The following is an 18,785-nucleotide window of genomic DNA, read 5'->3' on the forward strand; positions in this document are numbered from 1 at the left end:
GCCTTCTCGACACCTCGCCTGCTCGACCTTGACTGCTCGACCTTAGGCTGCCCTATTCCACCAGCTGGCGCGCGCTGGCACTTTCCCGGTAGGTCAGGTCGCCCGTCACACGCATGGCCAGGGCTTCTAGGGCGGCCTGCCGGGCCTCGGCGTTGGTGCCCGCCAGCACGGCCTGGAGGTCTCGTGCGGCGCTGGGCTCGCGCTGCTCAAGCTCGGTCAGCCAGCGCTGCGGCTTGACCTCCCACCAGCCCCGGGCACGGAACAGAGCGGGCAGGAGCCCATGCACGCACAGGCCGGCCATCAGGACGTGCATGGGGTCATCGGTCTCGGCCAGGGCGCGGGCGTCCACCACCGCGTCAATCAGCCCGAAGCGTGCCTGCTCGCTAAGGGGCCGGGGCGCCGGGCCAACCGCATACAGGGCGCGGGCCTCGGCCATCAGGGCGTCTAGGTCGGGGTGGGGCCAGACGGGGCGGCCCTCGGCGTACATGGCGATGGTGGCGGCGTCGCCGGCCGCAAACATGGCGCGGACCTTGCGCGCCGGGTTGTGAAACACCTCCACAGGCACACCGTCCACCAGCCAGTTCCCGCGCCAGCGCTCGTCGCCGTCCACCAGCACGTGAAAGTCCAGGTCGCTGTGGGCGTTCGCCTCGCCCCGGGCTGCGCTGCCGCACCACAGCGCAGCGTAGGCGCCCGGGGTGGCCTGAAGCCGGGCCAGCACCGCAGGGAGGGCAGCTTCCAGGCGGGCTTGCGCGGCGGTCGTCATGCCGGAGGCTAGCAGGTCACCCCGGACCCTTCCTGCGCACCCTGGCCTAGGGCTTGTGCTCACGGCTCCGCACTTCCCGTTGGGCTACGTATTCCACTGCCATTTTCGGGTTCTGGAGTATCAAATCGACGTACCCATGAGCCTGCCTCAGAAAGCCTGACACGCGGATCTCCCCATCGTGCATCTCAAAATCGCAGATCTCTGCCAGCTCGTCATGGAGGTATTCAACGGTGACACAGCCACGGTCCTGCACATGCTCCTGAAGACGAAGTGTCGACCATGTAGAGAGTTCAAGACGTACGCCTTCAAGCATCACGTCTGGGCCAGCAAAGGCAGCGGTTACACCCACGACAAAGCGGCGAGCGTCCTGATCCAATATCATCGCCAAAACAGGCTCATCGGGAGAAAACGTCAGGGTGTGGTAGTGCTTGGCATCAAGCCTGATCACGTGACCATGCTGCCATGCACTCCCACCGTGAGCACACGCCCTAGCCTCTTCCACCTCCCTCCTCGGCCACCTCGGCGTGCCGGGCACCCGGGCCAGCCTCCCAGTACAGCCGCACGCCCTGCGCCGCCAGCCACGCCTGCAGGTCGTAGCGGGCGCGCGCCAGCCCGGACAGGGCGCTATGGGCCATCGCCACGGCGCGGTGCATGTCGGGTTCCGTCAGGTAGCCAGCGGCGCGGGCGGCCAGCAGCTCATCGGTATCCACGATCTCGGCCATCAACCCGTCGTGGACCAGCAGGTCCAGGTACAGGTCGCGCACCACCCACACCGCCCCCTCCCGCCAGATGTCGGCCACATCCAGGTGGTAATCATGTTCGCGCTCGCCATGAAAATCGTAGCGGCAGACCACCAGATTCAGCGCCGGCAGCAGGTGCGCCTGCCAGTGGCGCACCCGGGGATGGCCCACAAAGGGCCGCGAGACATACAGGCCCCCCGCCGTCTCACGGTAAGTCTGCACCGCGCGCACGCCGGTATTCGTGTGGTGGCGCAGGACGGGCACGTCGTGCCGCTCCACCTTGACGGGATGGGCTACCGGGGGCGCCAGGGTCACCATGCTCCAGCGTACCGGGCCCAGCCGCCGGGTCAGATGAGCCCCGCCCCCAGCCCCGTGAGGCCGCCGAAGCTGACTGGCAGGTCAGATCAGGACCAAGCGACTCTGAGATGGCCTTGAGCGTTGCTTTAGAAAAGGCCCTGGGCTTTGAGCCATGGGCCATGAGCACCCGTCGCCTTTGTGCCCATGGCTCATGGCCCAGAGCCTACGGCCCCTACACCACTGGCAGCGCGTCCAGCAGACCAAAGTCATGCGGCACAAACAGGCTGCCTTCGGTGACGCCCTGGTCGGTCTGGGCATCTAAGGCCGTCTCCAACTGGGCCGCGCTCAGCTCGCCGCGCAGGAAGGCGCGGTGGGCGGCAATGACCTCGCGGACCTGCTCGGGCGTTTCGTGCACGAATTCCAGGCGCAGGTCGCGGATGCCCGCCGCCTGCCACGCGCCCAGGTGCGCGGCGGCCACCTGCGGGCGGCCTTCAAAGACGGTGTTGCGGCAGCCCACATCGGCCATGACGGGGTGCACGCGCCCCCGTTCGTCGCGCAGGGCCACGCGGTGGGACTCGCAGGGGTGGCCGCAGTTCGTGTAGTCAGTGCCGTCGCTGAGGAAGCGGCAGAACACGCAGTGCTCGGTGTGAAAGACCGGCAGGTGCCCGTAGGCCACCGGCTCCAGCGCCGCGCCGCCCACCAGCGCGGCCAGTTCGGTGATCTGCTGCGCGTTCAGGTCGTAGGTGGGGGTCAGGCGGGTCAGGCCCAGGTCCAGCAGGGCGCGGGTGGTGAGCACGTTGGCGGCGTTCAGGCTGAAGTCACCAGTCAGTTCGGCGCCGCCGCTCTGGCCCTGCAGGCCCTCGAGCAGCCCTCCCGACCGCACCAGAATGCCCGCGTCCAGTGACAACAGGAATTTCTGCAGGTTCTGCTCGGTGGGCTTCAGGATGCGTGGGCTGGCCACCCGCACCGGTATCCCGGCAGCCTTCACGCGTTCCACGCTGGGTTTCAGGCCGTAGAGTTCCAGGTAATCGAGGGTGATGGAATCCGGGCGGGCCTCCAGGGCGGCGTCCAGCTGTTCGGGCGTGCGCACCAGCACGTGCAGGTGCGTGGCCCCGGGCGCCGCCACCGCCGGCTGGCCCAGGCGGCGCAGGGTGTCGTCTAGCCGGGGGGCGGTGGCCCGCGCTGGTCCCTGCTCGCGCAGGGCGGTCAGGGCGGCGGCAGCCTCGCGGCGCAGACTGTTCAGGGCACTGACGGGCAGAAAGCCCGCCCCCTGCAGGTCCACCGTCAGCGTGCGCAGGTGGTAGGGCGTGCCGCCCAGCTTACCCAGCTGCTCGCGCAGGGCCGCCTCATCCAGCGCGCGGTTGCGGGCCGGGGACAGCGGTTCGGGCAGGGTGACGGTCACCGTGCGCCCCGCCTCATCGGTCAGGGTCAGGGCAGGCACCTCGCCCACATGGCCCACAAACTGGGCGTCCACGGGCCGGGTGTGCACCGGATCGGCGGCGTCCACCAGGGGCCGCACCCGCGCCGCCAGCGTGGGGTCCTGGGTGCGCCACACCGGGTCGCCTTCGCGCACGCGGGCGGGGTCCACCGCGCCGCGCCCGAAGCGGAGTTCGTGGATGGTGTGGCGGTTCTGGCTTCTGTGTCCCTCCACCGGGTTCACCTGATACACGAAGCCTCCTTCCTCGCGGCCTTCGGGGGTGCGCCAGTTGGCAGGGTCGAACACGAGGCCGTCGCCGGGCTTTACCGTTTCGGTCAGCTCGACCAGCACGCCACGTTCGGTCACGCCCCGCACGGTCCCCACGCGCACGCCCCGGTGGCGGGGGGCGCGGCCCCGCACCACGGTCTGGTGGTTGGTGCCCGCCATGAAGTGTGGCCCCAGGCCCCGGGAGTACACCTGCTCCAGATCGCGCTCCTCCTGCGGGGTCACGCTGAGAGGCAGGCCCGCCCAGGCCTCATCCACGGCCTTGCGGTAGGCGGCAGTGGTAAGGGCCACGAACTCGGCGTCCTTGTACCGCCCCTCGATCTTCAGGCAGTCCACGCCAATACGCACCAGTTCCGGCACCTGGTGCAGCGCGTAGAGGTCGCCGGGCGACAGCAGGTAGCGGGCGTCGCCCAGATCCCGCTCCAGGCCGTCCACCAGCAGGTCGTACGGCAAGCGGCAGGCCTGGGCACACTGACCCCGGTTGGCGCTACGCCCGCCCCAGGCCTCGCTGGAAAAGCACTGGCCGCTGTAGCTCACGCACAGCGCGCCGTGCACGAAGGTTTCCAGCTCCACGTCGGTGGACCTGGCGATGCGCTCAATGTCGCGCAAGCTCAGCTCGCGGCCCAGCACCACGCGGCTGGCCCCAAAGCGCCGCGCCAGTTCGGCGCCTTCGGCGGAGGTGATGCTCATCTGCGTGGAGCCGTGAATGGGCAGGTCCGGGCAAATTTCGTGCGCCAGCCGCGCCACGCCGTGGTCCTGCACGATCAGGGCGTCCACCCCGGCCTCGGCCAGGGCAATCAGCTGGCGCTCGGCCTGCCGCAACTCGCGGTCAAAGACGAGCACGTTGAAGGTGACAAAGCCCATCACGCCGCGTGCGTGCAGGCCACGCATGATCTCGGGCAGCGCTTCAAGGTCAAAGCCCACCTTGGCGCGGGCGTGAAAGCCGGCCCCATCGGCGCGGCCCTCGCCCCGGGCGGGGTTCACCCCAAAAAACACGGCGTCGGCGCCGGCCTCTACAGCGGCGCGCAGCTGCGCCTGTCCCCCCACGGGGCTCATGACTTCGGGCTTGGTGCGGGCACGCGGCATAACGGGTCAGTGTACCGAATGAAGATTCGGCAAAGGGTGACGCAGGGTGCAGGGGAAGGGAAAGAAGGTTGGGGGCCCTGCGGCATGTGCGCTGACCCAGCGTGCAACTGTGAAGTACGCTGCGGGACGTGAGCGCGCCCATCTTCAAGAAGCGGGAGCAGCAGCAAGAACCCCGCCCTTCAACTTCTCCAGCGCCAGAACAGGAGCCGCCCAGTCCCCTTCGGCTGGCTCAACAGGCGGTGCAGCGACACACCACACGGCCACTGACGTTTCAGCGGCAGGCGGTCGCCCCGGTGTTGCGGGCGGCCAGTTTGGAGCAGGCCGAGGTGGCCCGGGTACAGGTGCAGCGGCGAGCAGTCGTAGAACAGCTGCGTTCGTTCCCATTGGGAGAGGGCGCTCCTGTTCAACGCAAAGCCGAGCTTATCCCCACCAAGCCGCAAAGCCCTGCTGAGTGGGTGACGGTGATGCGCCACCAGGCCGAGCAGGTCGAGGGCCAAGCTCTGGATACGCGCCAATATGCCCAGTTCACGGCCCTGCAACGGCAGGTAGCGCACACCTTGGCTCAGGGCTTTCGGTCTGATCGAGGCCCAGTCCAAGCGCGGTATGACACGTATGGCGAACACCTGGCCACGCTGCAACGCCATGAAATCAGCGCCCCAGTGAGCCGGGTGGTGCTGGGAATGGTGCCCGCAGGCGAACGGCTGGCCTTGCAGCGCGCCGTGGATGTGGCCTTGCAGCGTTATGAGGCGAAGGCGCAGCAGGAGGCGAGCTGGGAACAGCGTCAACGCTTGCAGCGCCAACTGGCAGAACTGGACGTGGAAGCCACTCAGCCAGTTCTGCAACGCATTCAGGCGAAACGAGGCAGCGGCAATCCGTTGCCCGAAGCAATTCAGCGGCACCTCGAGCAGGGCCTCAACCACGATCTGAGCAAGGTGCGCATTCACGACGATACGGAAGCCGACAAATTGGCCAAGGGCGTCAATTCGATTGCCTTTACGACAGGAACGGACATCTTTTTCCAGAGTGGGAAGTTCAATCCGAACACGCAGAGTGGCCTCGAACTGCTGGCCCACGAGGTCACCCATACGGTACAGCAAGCTCAAGGTCGCGTCGGTCCAGGCATTGACCCCGATGCGGGCCTGGAAGCCGAGGCCCGCAGTATGGGACGCCACCTAGCCAACACATCAGAGGCCATCAAAATCAACCCGCGTCCCGGCCGATCCCACCGGCTCAAAGTGATAGGGAAAAACCTCGGCGTTCAGAGAAAGCTCAGCATTCAGCGGGCCCTCCCTGTCGTGGCGGTCTGGATAGGAAAAACTATTGTTACGGGAAGCATCGATAACTTTATCGACTACGCCATCGCAGTTCTTCTGGGTCTTCCTGCGCCCGGCTTCTGGGATAAGGCGGGCAACTTTGCGCTGAATGCAATCCCGGGGGTTGGCGAAGCCAAGAAAGCCAAGAAGATTGCGGAGCTCTCCAGTGCGCTGGGGAAGGTCATCGGTTCTCTTCAAGACCTCGAGAAGCTGGGGGATGCAGGAAAAAGCGCGGCAGCAGTCATTCGCAAAAGAGCAGGGGCCTTTGAAACTGCCGCCAAATCTGGAGACCTTAATACCGCACGTACGGCCTGGACCCAGCTGATCGAGAGTATTCAAAATGGTCATCTGGTCAAAGCACGCCAATTGAACATGGCGACATACCAGAGTTGGGCCACCAAAGGATTGACAGTGGGTGGGCAGGCATTCAAGGTAAATGACCATTTCCTGAATACCCTTAAAAAAGGAGGGCGCAAAGATATCGATCCCAGCGAGGTGATAGAAGCCCTGAGATCAAAACCTTCATCTCGAGCCGTCATCGATGGTCTCCCCAGCGTGACCTACACCAACCCCAAAACAGGCTTGCGGGTTTTTGTCAATCCAGACACCAAAGAACTTGTCGGCGTCTGGCCCGCAAACTTCAGGTGAAGCCATGTTGAGAGTCATTGGCATCAGAGAAGCAGCCGATTTTACCTATCAGGTGGAGATCAACCCCACCGTGAATTCATTCTGGATCTACCCCGATCCGGATGAAGCGGTGTACTACGCTCACCGGCTCACGTTCTGCGGTTCTACGTTGCTGTGCACCGGTTCCGAAGGAGAGTTTCTGGAGCTGGAATCCCAGTTTCAGCAGCGAAGCACGCACGCACCCCCAAACCTTGGGGGCCTAAAGAGATCATGCGGACTTCCTCTTTTACAGGTCGCAGAGCCACCTACATACTCGGCTATCTTTCCACGCACTGACGGCTTCGTTCAGTGGTTCAAAGATGGAACCCCTCATATCAATCATGTTCTGGAGTGGGGAAACGTCGAATTTTTACTGCGAGACGACGAGCTTGTAGGAATTCAGGCCACAATCACGCCGTAGCCGTTGCCATTGTTGTTCTTCCACGCGCGGTGCATGAACTGGCTCCTCCTCCCGCGCTACCCTACCCTCTATGCGCGTGCTGTTTATTGGGGATGTGTTTGGCCAGCCGGGAAGGCGGGTGCTGGGCGCACATCTGCCCACCCTGCGCGGTCAGGCCGATTTCGTGATTGTGAACATGGAAAATGCCGCCGGGGGCTTTGGCCTGCACCGCGAGGCCGCCGACGCAGCCTTGAAGGCGGGCGTGCACTGCATCACCCTGGGCAACCACGCGTGGCACCACAAAGACGTGTACGTGATGATGCAGGACGAGGGCACCTATCCCATCGTGCGGCCCCTGAACTACAGCGACCCCGGCACGCCCGGCGTGGGTTGGCGCACCTTCACGGTGAAAACGGCGACTGGCCCCCAGCGCCTGACCGTGGTGAACCTGCTGGGCCGGGTGTTCATGGAGGCCATGGCCAACCCCTTCCGCGCCATGGACGAACTGCTGGAGCGCGACGACCTGGGCACGGTGTTCGTGGACTTTCACGCCGAAGCCACCAGCGAAAAGCAGGCGATGGGCTGGCACCTCGCCGGGCGGGTGGCCGCCGTGATTGGTACGCACACCCATGTGCCCACCGCCGACACCCGGATTCTGAAGGGCGGCACGGCCTACCAGACCGACGCGGGCTTCACTGGCCCGCACCACAGCATCATTGGCAGCGGCATTGACGGACCCATTCAGCGCTTTCTGACCGAGCGCCCCCACCGCTACGGGGTGGCCGAGGGGGGAGGCGCAGAACTGAACGGCGTGTTTGTCCAGATAGAGGGGGGCCGCGCCACCGGCATCGAACGGTACCGTTACGTCGAAGAGGGGTAAGTGGGCGCTGCCCCACCCCGGGGAGAGCGCATGACGATCCGTGACGACGTGAGGGTGCTGGGCCGGCTGCTGGGCCAGGTGCTGAAAGAGCAGGAAGGCGAGGCGTTTTTTGGGCTGGTGGAGCGCACGCGCGCCCTGGTGCGCGAGGTGCGCGCTGGGGGCGACGACCGCGAACTGCGGGAGATGATCGCGGGCCTGTCGGGCACGGAGGCGGGCAACCTCGCCCGGGCTTTCACGTGGTATTTCCAGCTGGTCAATCTGGCCGAGGAATACGAGCGGGTGCGGGTGCTGCGCGCCTCGGGCGGGGTACGGCCCCAGAGTCTGGCCCAGGCCCTGCACGAGCTGAGGGCGCAGGGCCTGAGCGCCGAGGACACCGAGGCACTGCTGGCGCGGCTGGACCTGGGCCTGACCTTCACGGCCCACCCCACCGAGATGCGGCGGCGCACCGTGCGCCGGCACCTGGAAGCGGTGGCGCGCGCCCTGCCGGCCCTTGGGGACGAGGGCGAGGGTGGCCCGGCCGCCGAGGGCATCGCCGCCCATGTGGAGGCCCTGTGGCGCACCCCGGAACTGCGGCGCCTCAAACCCACGGTGCTGGACGAGGTCAAGGGCGGCCTGAACTATGTCGCCAGCATTGCCCAGGCGCTGCCGGGGTTGCAGCGCGACCTGAACGCGGCCTTCCGCGAGGTCTACGGCCGCGACACCGACGCCACCCTGCCCCTGAGTTTTTCGTCGTGGATGGGTGGGGACCGCGACGGCAATCCCTTTGTCACCCCGCAGGCCACCCGGGAGGCCCTAGCCCTGCACCGGGACCGCGCGCAGGAAGTGCTGCTGGCGCTGATCCGGCAGGCGTTTGCCGACCTGAGCCAGGAGGAACACGGCACCGAGGCCTACCGCGACGAGTTGCAGGCCCTGTTTGACGCGGTGCAGGCCGGGGAGACGGTGGACCTCGTGGGCCGGCTGTCGGCCCTGGACGCCAGCTTGCGCGCGGCCGGGCAGCGCCGCAGCGCCGACGTCCTGCTCACCCCGCTGCTGACGGTGGCGCGGGTGTTCGGGCAGCACCTGGTCAGCCTGGACATTCGCGAGCACTCGGCGCAGACGGGCGCGGCAGTGGCCGAGTTGCTGCGCGCGGCTGGGGTGGAGGCCGACTACCTGGCCCTGCCGGAGCACGCCAAACAGGAGCTCCTGATCCGCGAACTGCGCTCGCGCCGCCCGCTGTGGCCGGCGGGTGAGGCCCTGCCGGGCACGCTGGAAACCGCCATTGGCCCCATCCGCGAGGTGCGGGAAGCGGTGGCGCTGGCGGGGCCCCGGGCCTTTGGCCGCTACGTGATCAGCATGGCCGAGAGTGTCAGCGACGTGCTCGAGCCGCTGCTACTGGCGCGCGAGGTGGGCCTGCGGGTGCTGCCGGTGCCGCTCTTTGAAACCTTGGACGACCTGACCCGGGCGCCGCAGGTGGTGTGGGAACTGCTCTCGCTGCCGGAATACCGCGCGGTGCTGGGCGGCGACGTGCAGGAAATCATGCTGGGCTACAGCGATTCCAACAAGGACACCGGGTTCCTGGCCGCCAACTGGGCCCTGCACGAGGCGCAGCGGCAGATCAGCGACGTGTGCCGCCGCGCCGGGGTGCGCTGGCGCTTTTTTCACGGGCGCGGCACCTCGATTGGGCGCGGGGGCGGGCCGGCCAGCCGGGCCATCCTGGGCCAGCCGGGCGGCACCATTGACGCGGGTCTGCGCATCACGGAGCAGGGCGAAGCCCTGGCCGACAAGTACAGCCACCCCGTCCTGGCGCGGCGCAACCTCGAACAGGCGCTCTACGGCCTGCTGCTGTCGGCGGCGCGGCCCGGAGGCGAACTGAAGCCCGAGTGGCTGGAGGCCATGACGCGGGCCGCGCAGCGCAGCGCCCAGGCTTACCGCGCCCTGGTGGACGACCCGGCCTTCCTGCCCTTTTTCGAGGCGGTGACGCCCATCCACGAGATTGCCCGGCTGAACATTGCCAGCCGCCCGGTGCGCCGCCCGGGCGCGCCCACCCTGGGCAACCTGCGCGCCATTCCCTGGGTGATGAGCTGGACGCAGAACCGCGCGGGCCTGCCCGGCTGGTACGGGCTGCAAGAAGGCCTGCAGGAAATTGGCGCCCAGACGGCGCGCGAGATGTACGCCGCGTGGCCCTTTTTCCGCACAGTGCTGGACAACGCCCAGATGAGCCTGGCCAAGAGTGACCCCCTGATTTTTGACGAGTACCTGCGCCTGAGCTCCCCTTCCCCGCTGGCCGCGCACCTGAAAGACGCCTACGTGCGCACCGTGGCCCTGGTGCAGGAAGTGGTGGGCGCCGAACTGATGGCGGGCGAGCCGCGCCTGAAGGCCAGCATTGGCCTGCGCAATCCCTACATTGACCCCATTCACCGCATTCAGGTGGAACTGCTGCGCCGCAGCCGGAGCAAGGAAGGCGGCCTGGACGAGTTTGAACGCCCGCTGCTGCTGTCCATTCAGGGCATTGCGGCGGGGGTGCGGAATACGGGGTGAGTGGCTATGGGCCATAAGCGATGGGGCGAAACCCTCATGGCCTGCTGACTGCACCGCCCCTCTTCTGTTCTCGGAACCGCTACCATAATCCCATGCGCTCCCTTGCCCTGACGGGCGCGCTGCTCCTGGCCCTGGCCAGCCTGAGCAGCGCGCAGACGGCCACGCCCCCGGCCCGCTTTGAGGGGCAGATCATCTATCAGGTCATGCCAGACCGTTTTTTCGACGGCAACCCGAACAACAACCAGGGGGTCAACCGCGCCGACCTGCGCGCGTGGCACGGCGGCGACCTGCCGGGCCTGACCCAGAAGTTGCCCTACATTCAGCAACTGGGCGCCACCGCCGTGTGGCTCACCCCCGTCTACCAGCAGCAGACCACCAACTCCTTTGGCACGGCGGCCTACCACGGCTACTGGCCGGCCGATTTCCGTAACGTGGACCCCCACTTTGGCACCCTGGCGGATTTCAGCACCTTCGTGAAGGCCGCGCAGGGGGCCGGGATGCGCGTGGTGCTTGATCAGGTGATCAACCACTACGGTTACGAGGCGGCGGCGGTGCGCGCGCGACCGGGCTGGTTCAACGGCGAAGCGCAGTGCAGCGCCACCACCAACAAGGATGTGGATTGCCCCCTGGCCGGGCTGCCCGACCTGCGCCAGAGCGACCCCCAGGTGCGCGAACTGCTGCTGGGCAACGCGAACTTCTGGCGCGAGCAAGGCGTGCAGGCCTTCCGCTACGACGCGATCAAGCATGTGGAAGGCCCCTTCCTGCGCGAGCTGCTGGCCGCCGACCGGCAGGCGGGCACCTGGACCCTGGGCGAATGGTTCGACGCCGACACGGGCACCGTGGCCGACTGGCAGAAAGAGGGCTTTGACAGCCTGTTTCTCTTCAGCCTGCAGGCGGCCATGAAGGGCAGCATCATGGCTGGGCAGAGCCTGGACGGCGTGCGCAGCGTGCTGGCGCGCCAGAACGAGCTGGTGCGCCCCGGCGAGGTGGCCCTGTTCCTGGACAACCACGACGTGCCCCGCTTTGCCCAGGGCACCCTGTTTGAAGACATCGGCCAGGAGCGCACCAAGTACGGCCTGCGCGCCCTGATGACCCTGCGGGGTGTGCCGGTGATCTGGCAGGGCACCGAAATCGCCATGCGCGGGGCCGCCGACCCGGACAACCGCCGCGATATGCGCTTTGAAGACCAGTGGACCCCCGGCGAGCGCGCGGTGTTCGAGGCCACCCGCGACGCCATCGCCGTGCGCAAGGCCAGCCCCGCCCTGAGTGCCGGCGCCCTGAAGCTGCTCCCCACCCCCGAGACGGTCAGCGGCGACCTGCTGCTGTTTACCCGCGAACTGAACGGTCAGACCGTGCTGGCCGCGTGGCACAACGGCAAGGCGCGCAAGACCTACAGCCTGAAACTGAGCACCCTGGGCGTGGCCTGGGCGGGCCGCCCCGCCGCCTCTTCCCTGTTCGCCGGCCAGAACGCCCGGGTCAGCGTTTCGGGCGGCTACCTGCATCTGAGCCTGCCGCCCCAGGATGCGGCGGCCTTCCGGGTGGAGTAAGCCACAGGGGAGCGGCGCGGAGGTCATCCTTCCGCGCCGCTCTGATTTGGTCTGATTTAAGCTTTCAGGGGCCGGGGCACCGGCAGGGTGTAGGTCGCAAACGGTTTCCACTGCCCGCCCGGGTGGTGGCGGGCCAGGGGCCGGTCCTGGGCGTCCACGTACACCATGCGGTAGCGCACGCGCCCCAGTTCCAGGCCGCCGCGCTCACGCCACAGCACCTGCACGTCCACATTCGTGGCGGCGGGGTCGGTGTCGTGGGCACCCAGAATGCTGAAGTCGTCCAGTCGCCCCGGATAGACCTTCTTCACCTGCCGGATGCTGCGCCGCCCCGTGGGAAACACCCGCGCGGGCAGGGCCAGGGCCATTTCCCGGTACTGCCCGCCCTGCCAGTGGGTCAGGAAGGCGTTCAGGGCGTCCTGTGGCGTGGCGGTGGTCATGTCCTCAGCATGGCACGCCGGGATTAGGGCGCGGTATGGGGCATCTGGCGCAGAGACAGGTGCGACAGGTGGCTCAGGGGCCGCCCGCACCCCTGGGCTGGATGGCCCTTTGGATGGATGGCGGCGCTGGGGGCAGGCGCGTAGCCTCGGCCGGTGACCCCACCCCTTCTATTGGTGCTGACCGGGCTTCCGGCTGCCGGAAAATCCACCCTGGGCGAGGCGCTGGCCCGCGACCTGCAGCTTCCCTTCGTGACCAAGGACGAATACAAGGGCCTGCTGCTGGCCCGGCAGCCAGACCTGCCCCGGGACATTTCGGGGCCCCTGAGCTTTGACCTGATGTGGCATGTGGCGGGCGTGACGCTGAGGGCGGGCGTGAGCACCGTGCTCGAAACGCATTTCTACCGGGGCGTCAGCGAGGCGCATCTTCTGCGATTGGCGCAGACCCACGGCGCCCGGCTGGCCCAGGTGTTCTGCACCGCGCCGCTGGACGTGCTGCGGGCACGGCATGCGGCGCGCGTGGCTTCGGGGGCGCGGCCGGGGATAGACCTGCCTTTTGAGCACGCCCTGGCGCCCGCCCACTGGTGCCACACCCCGCTGGACCTGGGCCCGGCGCCCTGTCTGCAACTGGACACGGCCGCCGGTGACCCGCTGCCCAGGGCGCTGGCCTGGGTTCGGCAGCTTGACGCACTGCCGACGGACTGAGCGACAGGGACTCCTGGCTGGTGGGCCGCATGGCCCCTCGCTCGCCCCGGGCATGGGTGAACAGGTCTATGAACGGCCCTGCTCCTGCAGCCAACCGGCATGACTCCTGCCCCCCGCCTGCACCAACCACAGCGCCCGGCATGCTGTCCCCACCGCTGGGCCACCCTTTCGCCCCTTTCGTTCGTTCTGTTCCCGGCTGTTCCCGCCGCAGTCACGCCTGGGCGGCGGGCCCGCCGGACTAGGCTCTGGGCATGCCTGCCCCGGCCCTCTCCCCCACCGCCCCGGACCACCCGGCCCAGCCGCAGCGGCCTCCCACCCCCCTGGGGCTGCTGCAGTTGTTTCTGGGGGTGGCGCTGGTGGGCATTGGCGGCGGCCTGCCCGCCCACACCCGACGGGCCCTGGCGGCGCGCGGCTGGCTGACCGACGCCGCTTTTGCCGAGGCCTTTACCCTGGCGCAGCTGATCCCTGGGCCCAACGCCGTGAATCTGGCCGCCATGGTCGGCGCGCACCTGTGCGGGCCCCGGGGCGCGGCGCTGGCGGTGGCCGGGATTCTGGCGCCGGGGCTGGTGGCCATGCTGGCGGTCAGTGTGGTCACGCTGGGGCTGCCGGGGGGCCTGCCGCCCACCCTTCAGAGCGCGCTGCGGGGCGCGGCCTGCGCGGCGCTGGGGCTGATGCTCACGGCCGCCGTGCCGGTGGTGCAGGTGGCGCTGGGCGTCCGGGGCGGCGCGGCCCTGATGGGCGCCACGTTTCTGGCCCTGGCGGCCCTGAAGCTGGACCTGCTGCCCGTGCTGGCGGTGGTGGTCGCGGCCGGCCTGCTGCTGAACCGGCCCCGGAGCGGCGAATGAGCGCCGACCCCTGGGACATCCTGCTCACCTTTACCCGGCTGGGGCTCGTGAGTTTCGGGGGAGCCAACCTGCCCGAAATTGAACGGGTACTGGTGGAGCAAAAAGGCTGGATTACCCCGCAGGTGCTGGCCGGCGGCTTTGCCCTGGGGCAGCTCATGCCGGGACCCAACATGCTGGCCATGACCCACTACGGCTTTGCCGCCGGGGGCTGGTGGGGGGCGCTGGCCGCCACCGCAGGCTTTTATGGCCCCACCGCCCTGCTGAGCGCGGCGGCCATGCTGGCGTGGCAGCGCCTGAGCCGCTGGCGCTGGTTGCCGCCCCTGCGCAGCGCGCTGCTGCCTTTTGGCGCTGGGGTGCTGCTGGCGGGCGCGCTGGTGCTGGGGCGCAGCAGCCTGCACAGCTGGCCCGCCGCCGTGATCGCCGTGGCCGCCTTTGTGCTGCTGCAGCGCACGCGGGTCAACGCGGCGGTGGTGGTGCTGGGCGCGGCGGGGCTGGGCGCGCTGCTGGGGCTGTAGGGTGGGGCCAGACGCGGCGCTCTTCGCCCACCGGCCAGGAATACTGAGCGCATGGCTCCGTCCCCCTACGCCACCCCCCTGCAGCACGCTGACCTGCCCGCAGCGGTCCGGGCGATGCTGGGCCCCGGACCCCTGCAGGAGCCCCCGCAACAGGGCCGCACGTCCCGCGTGGCCTTTGCGCTGGACACCGGGGGCAGGCCTGTTGTGGTCAAACGCTCGGTGGGGCCACACCTGGAACTGCTGCGGCGCGAGGCCCGCGCATTGGGTGCCCTGCACCCGCTGGGCGTGCCCGCCCCGACACCGCTGCTGTACCTGGAACACGCGGCGCCCGCTGGCCCCGGGGGCTGGCTGGTCACCCCGCGCTGGCCCGGCCTGACGCTGGAGGCGGCCCTGCGCACCCAGGAAGACCCGGGGCGCCGCGCCGCCTTACTGGCCGACTTCGGCACGGCCCTGGCGAGGCTGCACGCGACGCCACCACCACCCGGTTTCGGCGGCCCCGACTGGCTGGCCGGGGCCCTGACCACCGCTGCCCGCCTGAACCCAGCGGTCGACGCCGCCCACCTTGCCCAGTTGCGCCGCGAGCAGCCCGGCGGCCGGGCGATGACCCTCATTCACGGCGACCTTTTTCTGGACAACGTGATGGTGACCCAGGGACGCGTCACTGGCTTTATTGACTGGGGATTCGCGGCGGTGGGCGACCCCCGTTATGACGTGGCGGTGGCGATCCACGAGCTGGGCCCGGCGGATCAGGCGGCTTTTGTAGAAGGCTACGGCCCGGCTGCGCAGTTGACCCCCCAGGAAACCGACTTCTTCGTTGGGGTCGCCCTGCTGTTCTGACAGTGGCCCTGGGACGCGAGTGTGGGTCGGGGACAGCGACGCAGGTGCAAGAGAGGCGCCATACTACTGGCCCCAAGGTGGAACGGGCCGCCTTTGTGAGCGTGCTTCCATCACAGTGCGGCCCATTCCCGGGCCCTGTGCCTCACGCAGATCGCCTGCGAAGAGCCTTCCCCTGACCCCCTCGGTCTTCAGAGGGCGGCCTCGGTCCACCCCCTGCCTCTCCTCTACCCGGCTTTGGCATCCTCGGGCTGCTTGATGCTCAGCACGCGGCTGGCGCCGGTCTGGTCGGTGGTGACGCCCCACAGCGCACTGGCAATTTCCATGGTGGCCTTCTGGTGGGTCACCAGTAGGAACTGGGCGCCGCGCTCGCTGAACAGCTTTAAAAAAGCGGTAAAGCGGCGGATGTTGGCCTCGTCCAGCGGGGCGTCCACCTCGTCCAGCACGGCCAGGGGCAGGCCCCCGGCGCCGCCTTCGCCGCCCGCATGGTTCAGCGCAAACAGGAACCCCAGCCCCGCCATGGTGCGCTCGCCTGCCGACAGCAGGGTCATGGAGCGGGTGCGTTTTCCTTTGGGCTGCACCGCCAGCCGCAGACCGCGCAGGCGACCGGCTTCGTCACGCTCGCCTTCCAGTTCGCCCTGGCCGCCCAGCAGCTGGGCACTGTACTCGCGGAAGGCGGCGTTCACCCGGTCAAAGGCGGCGGCCGTGGCGTGGCCCTCGGCGGTTTCGAGGTCGTGCAGGTGGGCGCGCAGTTCAGTCGCGGCCGTTTCGGCGTCGTGCAGTTCGGCGCGCACGGCGGCCAGCAGCTCGGCCTCGGCGGCGTGGTCGGCCTCGGCGCGGGCGTTCACCGGGCCCAGGGCCTCCAGGGCAGCGCGGGTGCGGGTCAGTTCGGCCGTCCACTCGCGCGGGGTGCCGGGGGGCAGGCAGCCATCGGGCAGGGGTTCTTGCAGCCCCTCGCGCCGGGCCACCAGCAGGCGCACCTCGTCCAGGCGGGCGCGGGCCTTGTTCTGCGCGGCAATGAGGTTCGCGTAGGTCTGGGCGGCCTGCTCGCGGACGTATTCGGCGCGGGCGTATTCGTTCTCGTCCAGGGTGCCCAGAGCGGCTTCGCGTCGGGTCACCTCGGTCACGGCGGCGGCAAGGTGGGCCTCCTGGGTCTGCAGGGCCGCTTCGCTGGCCTCCAGGCGGGCGCGCAGGTCCCCGGCGCGGGCGCGGCCGGTGCGGTAGGCGCGCCACGCGGCGTCAGCCTCGCGGGCCAGGGCCAGGGTTTCAGCGGCGGCGCGTTCGGCGGCGCGGCGACCCTCGGCCTCGTGGCGGGCACCGGCCAGGGCCGTCTCCAGGGCATTCAGGTCGGGCAGGGGCACGGCGGAGTCCATGGGCGCAGGGGTGTCGGGGCCCAGGCGGGCCGAGAGGCGGTCGCGGTGGGCTTCCAGGCTGCGGGCCTGCGCGCCCAGTTCGGCGGCGCGGCGCTCGGCCGCCGCCTCTTCCTGCGCGGCGCGTTCGCGGGCGGCCAGCAGGGTATCGTGCGCGGCGGCGCCCCCGGCCAGCGCGGCTTCCACCTTCTTCAATTCGGCGCCCAGGCGGGCACTCTGGCGGTCGGCGTCGTCCAGTTCGGCGTCCAGCTCCTGAAAGCGGCGCTGGTCGGTCAGCACGCCCGCACCCGTGTCGCGCGCGCGGCCCCCGGTGATCGCGCCGCCGGGCTCCACCAGTTCGCCGTCCAGAGTGACCAACCGGGGGCGGCTGCTGTGCGTGCGGGCGATGCGGTTGGCGGCGCGCAGGTCCCGCACCACCAGGGTGTCGGCCAGAATGGCTTCGCTCACCAGCGGCGGATCGCTGGGACACAGGTCAGCGAGGTTGCCCACCACCCCGTCCTCGCGCAGCAGGGCGGCGTCGCGGCGTGGGCGGGCGCGGATCAGGTCCAGGGGCAGGAAGGTGGCGCGGCCCCCCACCCGCTTGAGTTCGTCAATGATCTCGCGGGCGTCTTCGGCCCGGTGCACGACCACCTGTTCCAGTCGCCGGCCCAGCGCGGCCCCCAGCGCGGTCTCGTACTCGGCGGGCACAGTCAAGAGGTCCGCCACCGAGCCCACGATGCCAGGGTGGTCCAGCCGTAGGGCATTGCGGGCGCCCTCCCCGTAGCGGGCGTACGAATTCAGGGTCTGTTCCAGGCGCTCGCGTTCGCGGCGCAGCGGCGCCACGCTGGCGTTCACGCGCGCCAGTTCGCCGCGCAGGTGCCGCTCATGGTTCAGGGCGGCCTCGCGCTCGGCCTGCAGGGCGCGGTAGGCGGCTTCGGCGTGCTCGCGGGCGTGGCGCGCGGTGTCCAGGCGTTCCTCGGCGGCGTGCAGGCTCTCCAGGGTGGTGTCCAGGTTGCCCTGGGCGCGCTCCAGTTCGGCGCGCAGGGTCTCGCGGCCCCCGGCCTCGCGGGCCTGGGCCTCGGCGGCGCGGGCCACCAGGGTGCGGGCGCGCGACAGCTCGGCGTCCAGGCGGCGGGCCTGGGCCTCGGCGCCCTCGGCGCCGCTGCGGGCGGCCAGCAGGGCGGTGTCCAGGGCGGGCAGGTCGGGGGCCGGCACCTCGGGCGGGGTTCTGGGCAGGGCGTCCAGTTCGGCCTGCAGGGCGGCGCGCTCACCCAGCAGGTGGTCGCGGTAGCGCCCGGCCTGCGCAGCGGCGTCACGGGCGGCGCGCAGGGTTTCCAGGGCGCCCGCGTAGGCGTCGCGGCGGGCGCGGGCATCCTGGGCGGCCTCGCGGGCCCGCTCCACGGCGGCGGCGGCGGCCTGCACCTCAGCGCCCAGAGCGGCGCTGCGGGCCTCCAGCTCGGCGCCCTCGGCGCGGGCGGCGGCGATGTCGCGGGTCAGCGCGGCCTGCCGCTCGCGGCGCAGGGCATCTTCCAGGGTCAGCACGCGCAGGCTCAGGGTGCGCCAGTCGCGGGCCTCCTGGGCGGCGCGGGCCAGCCGGGCCAGGACCGCTTCTCGCTCGCCCAGCACCAGCCGCAGCGCGCCTAGGTGGGTGTCGGCCTCGCGCAGCCGCGCTTCAGTCTCCTGCCGCGCCGACACCGCGCGCGACAGCCCGGCCGCTTCCTGCACGTAGCCCAGCAGCGTCTTGCCCTCGGCCTGCACCACCCCGCTGACCTCGCCCTGCCCGATCACCGCCAGCCCCCCGGGCCCCAGACCCGTGCCGCGCAGGGCGCTCTGCACGTCGCGCACGCGGGCGGGGCGGCCCCCCAGGTCCTGCTCGGCCGTGCCGTCGCGGTAGATGCGCCGGGCCAGATTCACCCGGCCCTGCGCGGTGTGCAGCTCCAGCTGCACCTCGGCCAGCCCCAGCGGGGCCTTGCCACCGCTGCCGTGGAAAATCAGCTCCGAGGCCCGGCCGGCGCGCAACTCGCGGGCGCGGGCCTGGTGGGTGGCCCAGCGAATGGCCTCGACAACGTTGCTTTTGCCGCTGCCGTTGGGCCCAATGACCGCACTGACGCCGGGCCCGAATTCCAGCCGGGTCCGGTCCGCGAAACTTTTGAAGCCTTGGAGGGTGATGCTGTGCAGCATGGGGAGGTCAA

At 69.5% G+C, this 18,785-nt stretch carries 15 protein-coding genes; 9 read left to right on the plus strand and 6 right to left on the minus strand.

Features of this window, described 5'->3' with window-relative positions:
• Positions 1-52: 52 nt before the first annotated feature.
• The 4 genes from KMW22_RS19295 to KMW22_RS06225 all read right to left on the minus strand — a co-directional run bounded on the left by KMW22_RS19295 (position 53) and on the right by KMW22_RS06225 (position 4,588).
• A complete protein-coding gene (locus tag KMW22_RS19295) occupies positions 53-763 on the minus strand; it encodes a hypothetical protein (RefSeq protein ID WP_235692660.1) in 711 nt (236 codons plus the stop codon).
• 46 nt (positions 764-809) lie between these two features.
• Positions 810-1,211: a hypothetical protein gene (locus tag KMW22_RS06215; protein ID WP_221089156.1), complete on the minus strand. Its 402-nt coding sequence runs from the start codon at positions 1,209-1,211 to the stop codon at positions 810-812.
• Between the two features lie 40 nt (positions 1,212-1,251).
• Positions 1,252-1,821, minus strand: a complete 570-nt coding sequence (locus KMW22_RS06220) for a DUF402 domain-containing protein (RefSeq protein ID WP_221089157.1) — start codon at positions 1,819-1,821, stop codon at positions 1,252-1,254.
• Positions 1,822-2,032: 211 nt separating this feature from the next.
• Positions 2,033-4,588, minus strand: a complete 2,556-nt coding sequence (locus KMW22_RS06225; protein ID WP_235692661.1) for a U32 family peptidase — start codon at positions 4,586-4,588, stop codon at positions 2,033-2,035.
• 128 nt (positions 4,589-4,716) lie between these two features.
• Here KMW22_RS06225 and KMW22_RS06230 point away from each other — a divergent pair, with 128 nt between their 5' ends.
• The 5 genes from KMW22_RS06230 (at position 4,717) to KMW22_RS06250 (ending at position 11,911) form a co-directional block, all read left to right on the plus strand.
• The gene (locus tag KMW22_RS06230; RefSeq protein ID WP_221089158.1) at positions 4,717-6,549 is read left to right on the plus strand and encodes an eCIS core domain-containing protein; all 1,833 of its coding nucleotides are present in this window, start codon (positions 4,717-4,719) and stop codon (positions 6,547-6,549) included.
• Between the two features lie 4 nt (positions 6,550-6,553).
• Positions 6,554-6,988 carry a hypothetical protein gene (locus tag KMW22_RS06235; protein ID WP_221089159.1) on the plus strand — a complete coding sequence of 145 codons (435 nt, stop codon included), beginning with the start codon at positions 6,554-6,556 and terminating at the stop codon, positions 6,986-6,988.
• 70 nt (positions 6,989-7,058) lie between these two features.
• A complete protein-coding gene (locus KMW22_RS06240; RefSeq protein WP_221089160.1) occupies positions 7,059-7,847 on the plus strand; it encodes a TIGR00282 family metallophosphoesterase in 789 nt (262 codons plus the stop codon).
• A 30-nt stretch (positions 7,848-7,877) separates the two neighbouring features.
• A complete protein-coding gene (locus tag KMW22_RS06245; protein ID WP_221089161.1) occupies positions 7,878-10,364 on the plus strand; it encodes a phosphoenolpyruvate carboxylase in 2,487 nt (828 codons plus the stop codon).
• Positions 10,365-10,456: 92 nt separating this feature from the next.
• Complete coding sequence (locus KMW22_RS06250) at positions 10,457-11,911, plus strand: alpha-amylase family glycosyl hydrolase (RefSeq protein ID WP_221089162.1); 1,455 nt, start codon at positions 10,457-10,459, stop codon at positions 11,909-11,911.
• Positions 11,912-11,967: 56 nt separating this feature from the next.
• Here KMW22_RS06250 and KMW22_RS06255 read toward each other — a convergent pair whose 3' ends face one another.
• Positions 11,968-12,348 carry a hypothetical protein gene (locus tag KMW22_RS06255; RefSeq protein ID WP_221089163.1) on the minus strand — a complete coding sequence of 127 codons (381 nt, stop codon included), beginning with the start codon at positions 12,346-12,348 and terminating at the stop codon, positions 11,968-11,970.
• A 153-nt stretch (positions 12,349-12,501) separates the two neighbouring features.
• Here KMW22_RS06255 and KMW22_RS06260 point away from each other — a divergent pair, with 153 nt between their 5' ends.
• The 4 genes from KMW22_RS06260 to KMW22_RS06275 all read left to right on the plus strand — a co-directional run bounded on the left by KMW22_RS06260 (position 12,502) and on the right by KMW22_RS06275 (position 15,247).
• Positions 12,502-13,050: an AAA family ATPase gene (locus KMW22_RS06260; protein ID WP_221089164.1), complete on the plus strand. Its 549-nt coding sequence runs from the start codon at positions 12,502-12,504 to the stop codon at positions 13,048-13,050.
• 251 nt (positions 13,051-13,301) lie between these two features.
• Positions 13,302-13,895, plus strand: coding sequence for a chromate transporter (locus tag KMW22_RS06265; protein ID WP_221089165.1), 594 nt, complete (start codon positions 13,302-13,304; stop codon positions 13,893-13,895).
• Positions 13,892-14,410: a chromate transporter gene (locus tag KMW22_RS06270; RefSeq protein WP_221089166.1), complete on the plus strand. Its 519-nt coding sequence runs from the start codon at positions 13,892-13,894 to the stop codon at positions 14,408-14,410. Before KMW22_RS06265 ends, KMW22_RS06270 begins: the two co-directional genes overlap by 4 nt.
• Positions 14,411-14,461: 51 nt before the next feature.
• A complete protein-coding gene (locus tag KMW22_RS06275) occupies positions 14,462-15,247 on the plus strand; it encodes a phosphotransferase family protein (RefSeq protein ID WP_221089167.1) in 786 nt (261 codons plus the stop codon).
• Positions 15,248-15,471: 224 nt separating this feature from the next.
• On the opposite strand, the gene KMW22_RS06280 is transcribed toward KMW22_RS06275, so the two are convergent.
• Positions 15,472-18,774, minus strand: a complete 3,303-nt coding sequence (locus KMW22_RS06280; RefSeq protein WP_221089168.1) for an AAA family ATPase — start codon at positions 18,772-18,774, stop codon at positions 15,472-15,474.
• Positions 18,775-18,785: the final 11 nt, after the last annotated feature.

Source organism: Deinococcus aquaedulcis (assembly GCF_019693445.1).
Lineage (GTDB): Bacteria > Deinococcota > Deinococci > Deinococcales > Deinococcaceae > Deinococcus > Deinococcus aquaedulcis.

Excerpts from the sequence above, each read along its gene's own strand:
- KMW22_RS06250 (WP_221089162.1), top strand. The coding sequence starts at position 10,457 with ATGCGCTCCCTTGCCCTGACGGGCGCGCTGCTCCTGGCCCTGGCCAGC.
- KMW22_RS19295 (WP_235692660.1), bottom strand. The coding sequence starts at position 763 with ATGACGACCGCCGCGCAAGCCCGCCTGGAAGCTGCCCTCCCTGCGGTG.
- KMW22_RS06245 (WP_221089161.1), top strand. The coding sequence starts at position 7,878 with ATGACGATCCGTGACGACGTGAGGGTGCTGGGCCGGCTGCTGGGCCAG.
- KMW22_RS06265 (WP_221089165.1), top strand. The coding sequence starts at position 13,302 with ATGCCTGCCCCGGCCCTCTCCCCCACCGCCCCGGACCACCCGGCCCAG.
- KMW22_RS06280 (WP_221089168.1), bottom strand. The coding sequence starts at position 18,774 with ATGCTGCACAGCATCACCCTCCAAGGCTTCAAAAGTTTCGCGGACCGG.
- KMW22_RS06220 (WP_221089157.1), bottom strand. The coding sequence starts at position 1,821 with ATGGTGACCCTGGCGCCCCCGGTAGCCCATCCCGTCAAGGTGGAGCGG.
- KMW22_RS06235 (WP_221089159.1), top strand. The coding sequence starts at position 6,554 with ATGTTGAGAGTCATTGGCATCAGAGAAGCAGCCGATTTTACCTATCAG.
- KMW22_RS06255 (WP_221089163.1), bottom strand. The coding sequence starts at position 12,348 with ATGACCACCGCCACGCCACAGGACGCCCTGAACGCCTTCCTGACCCAC.
- KMW22_RS06225 (WP_235692661.1), bottom strand. The coding sequence starts at position 4,588 with ATGCCGCGTGCCCGCACCAAGCCCGAAGTCATGAGCCCCGTGGGGGGA.
- KMW22_RS06270 (WP_221089166.1), top strand. The coding sequence starts at position 13,892 with ATGAGCGCCGACCCCTGGGACATCCTGCTCACCTTTACCCGGCTGGGG.
- KMW22_RS06240 (WP_221089160.1), top strand. The coding sequence starts at position 7,059 with ATGCGCGTGCTGTTTATTGGGGATGTGTTTGGCCAGCCGGGAAGGCGG.
- KMW22_RS06275 (WP_221089167.1), top strand. The coding sequence starts at position 14,462 with ATGGCTCCGTCCCCCTACGCCACCCCCCTGCAGCACGCTGACCTGCCC.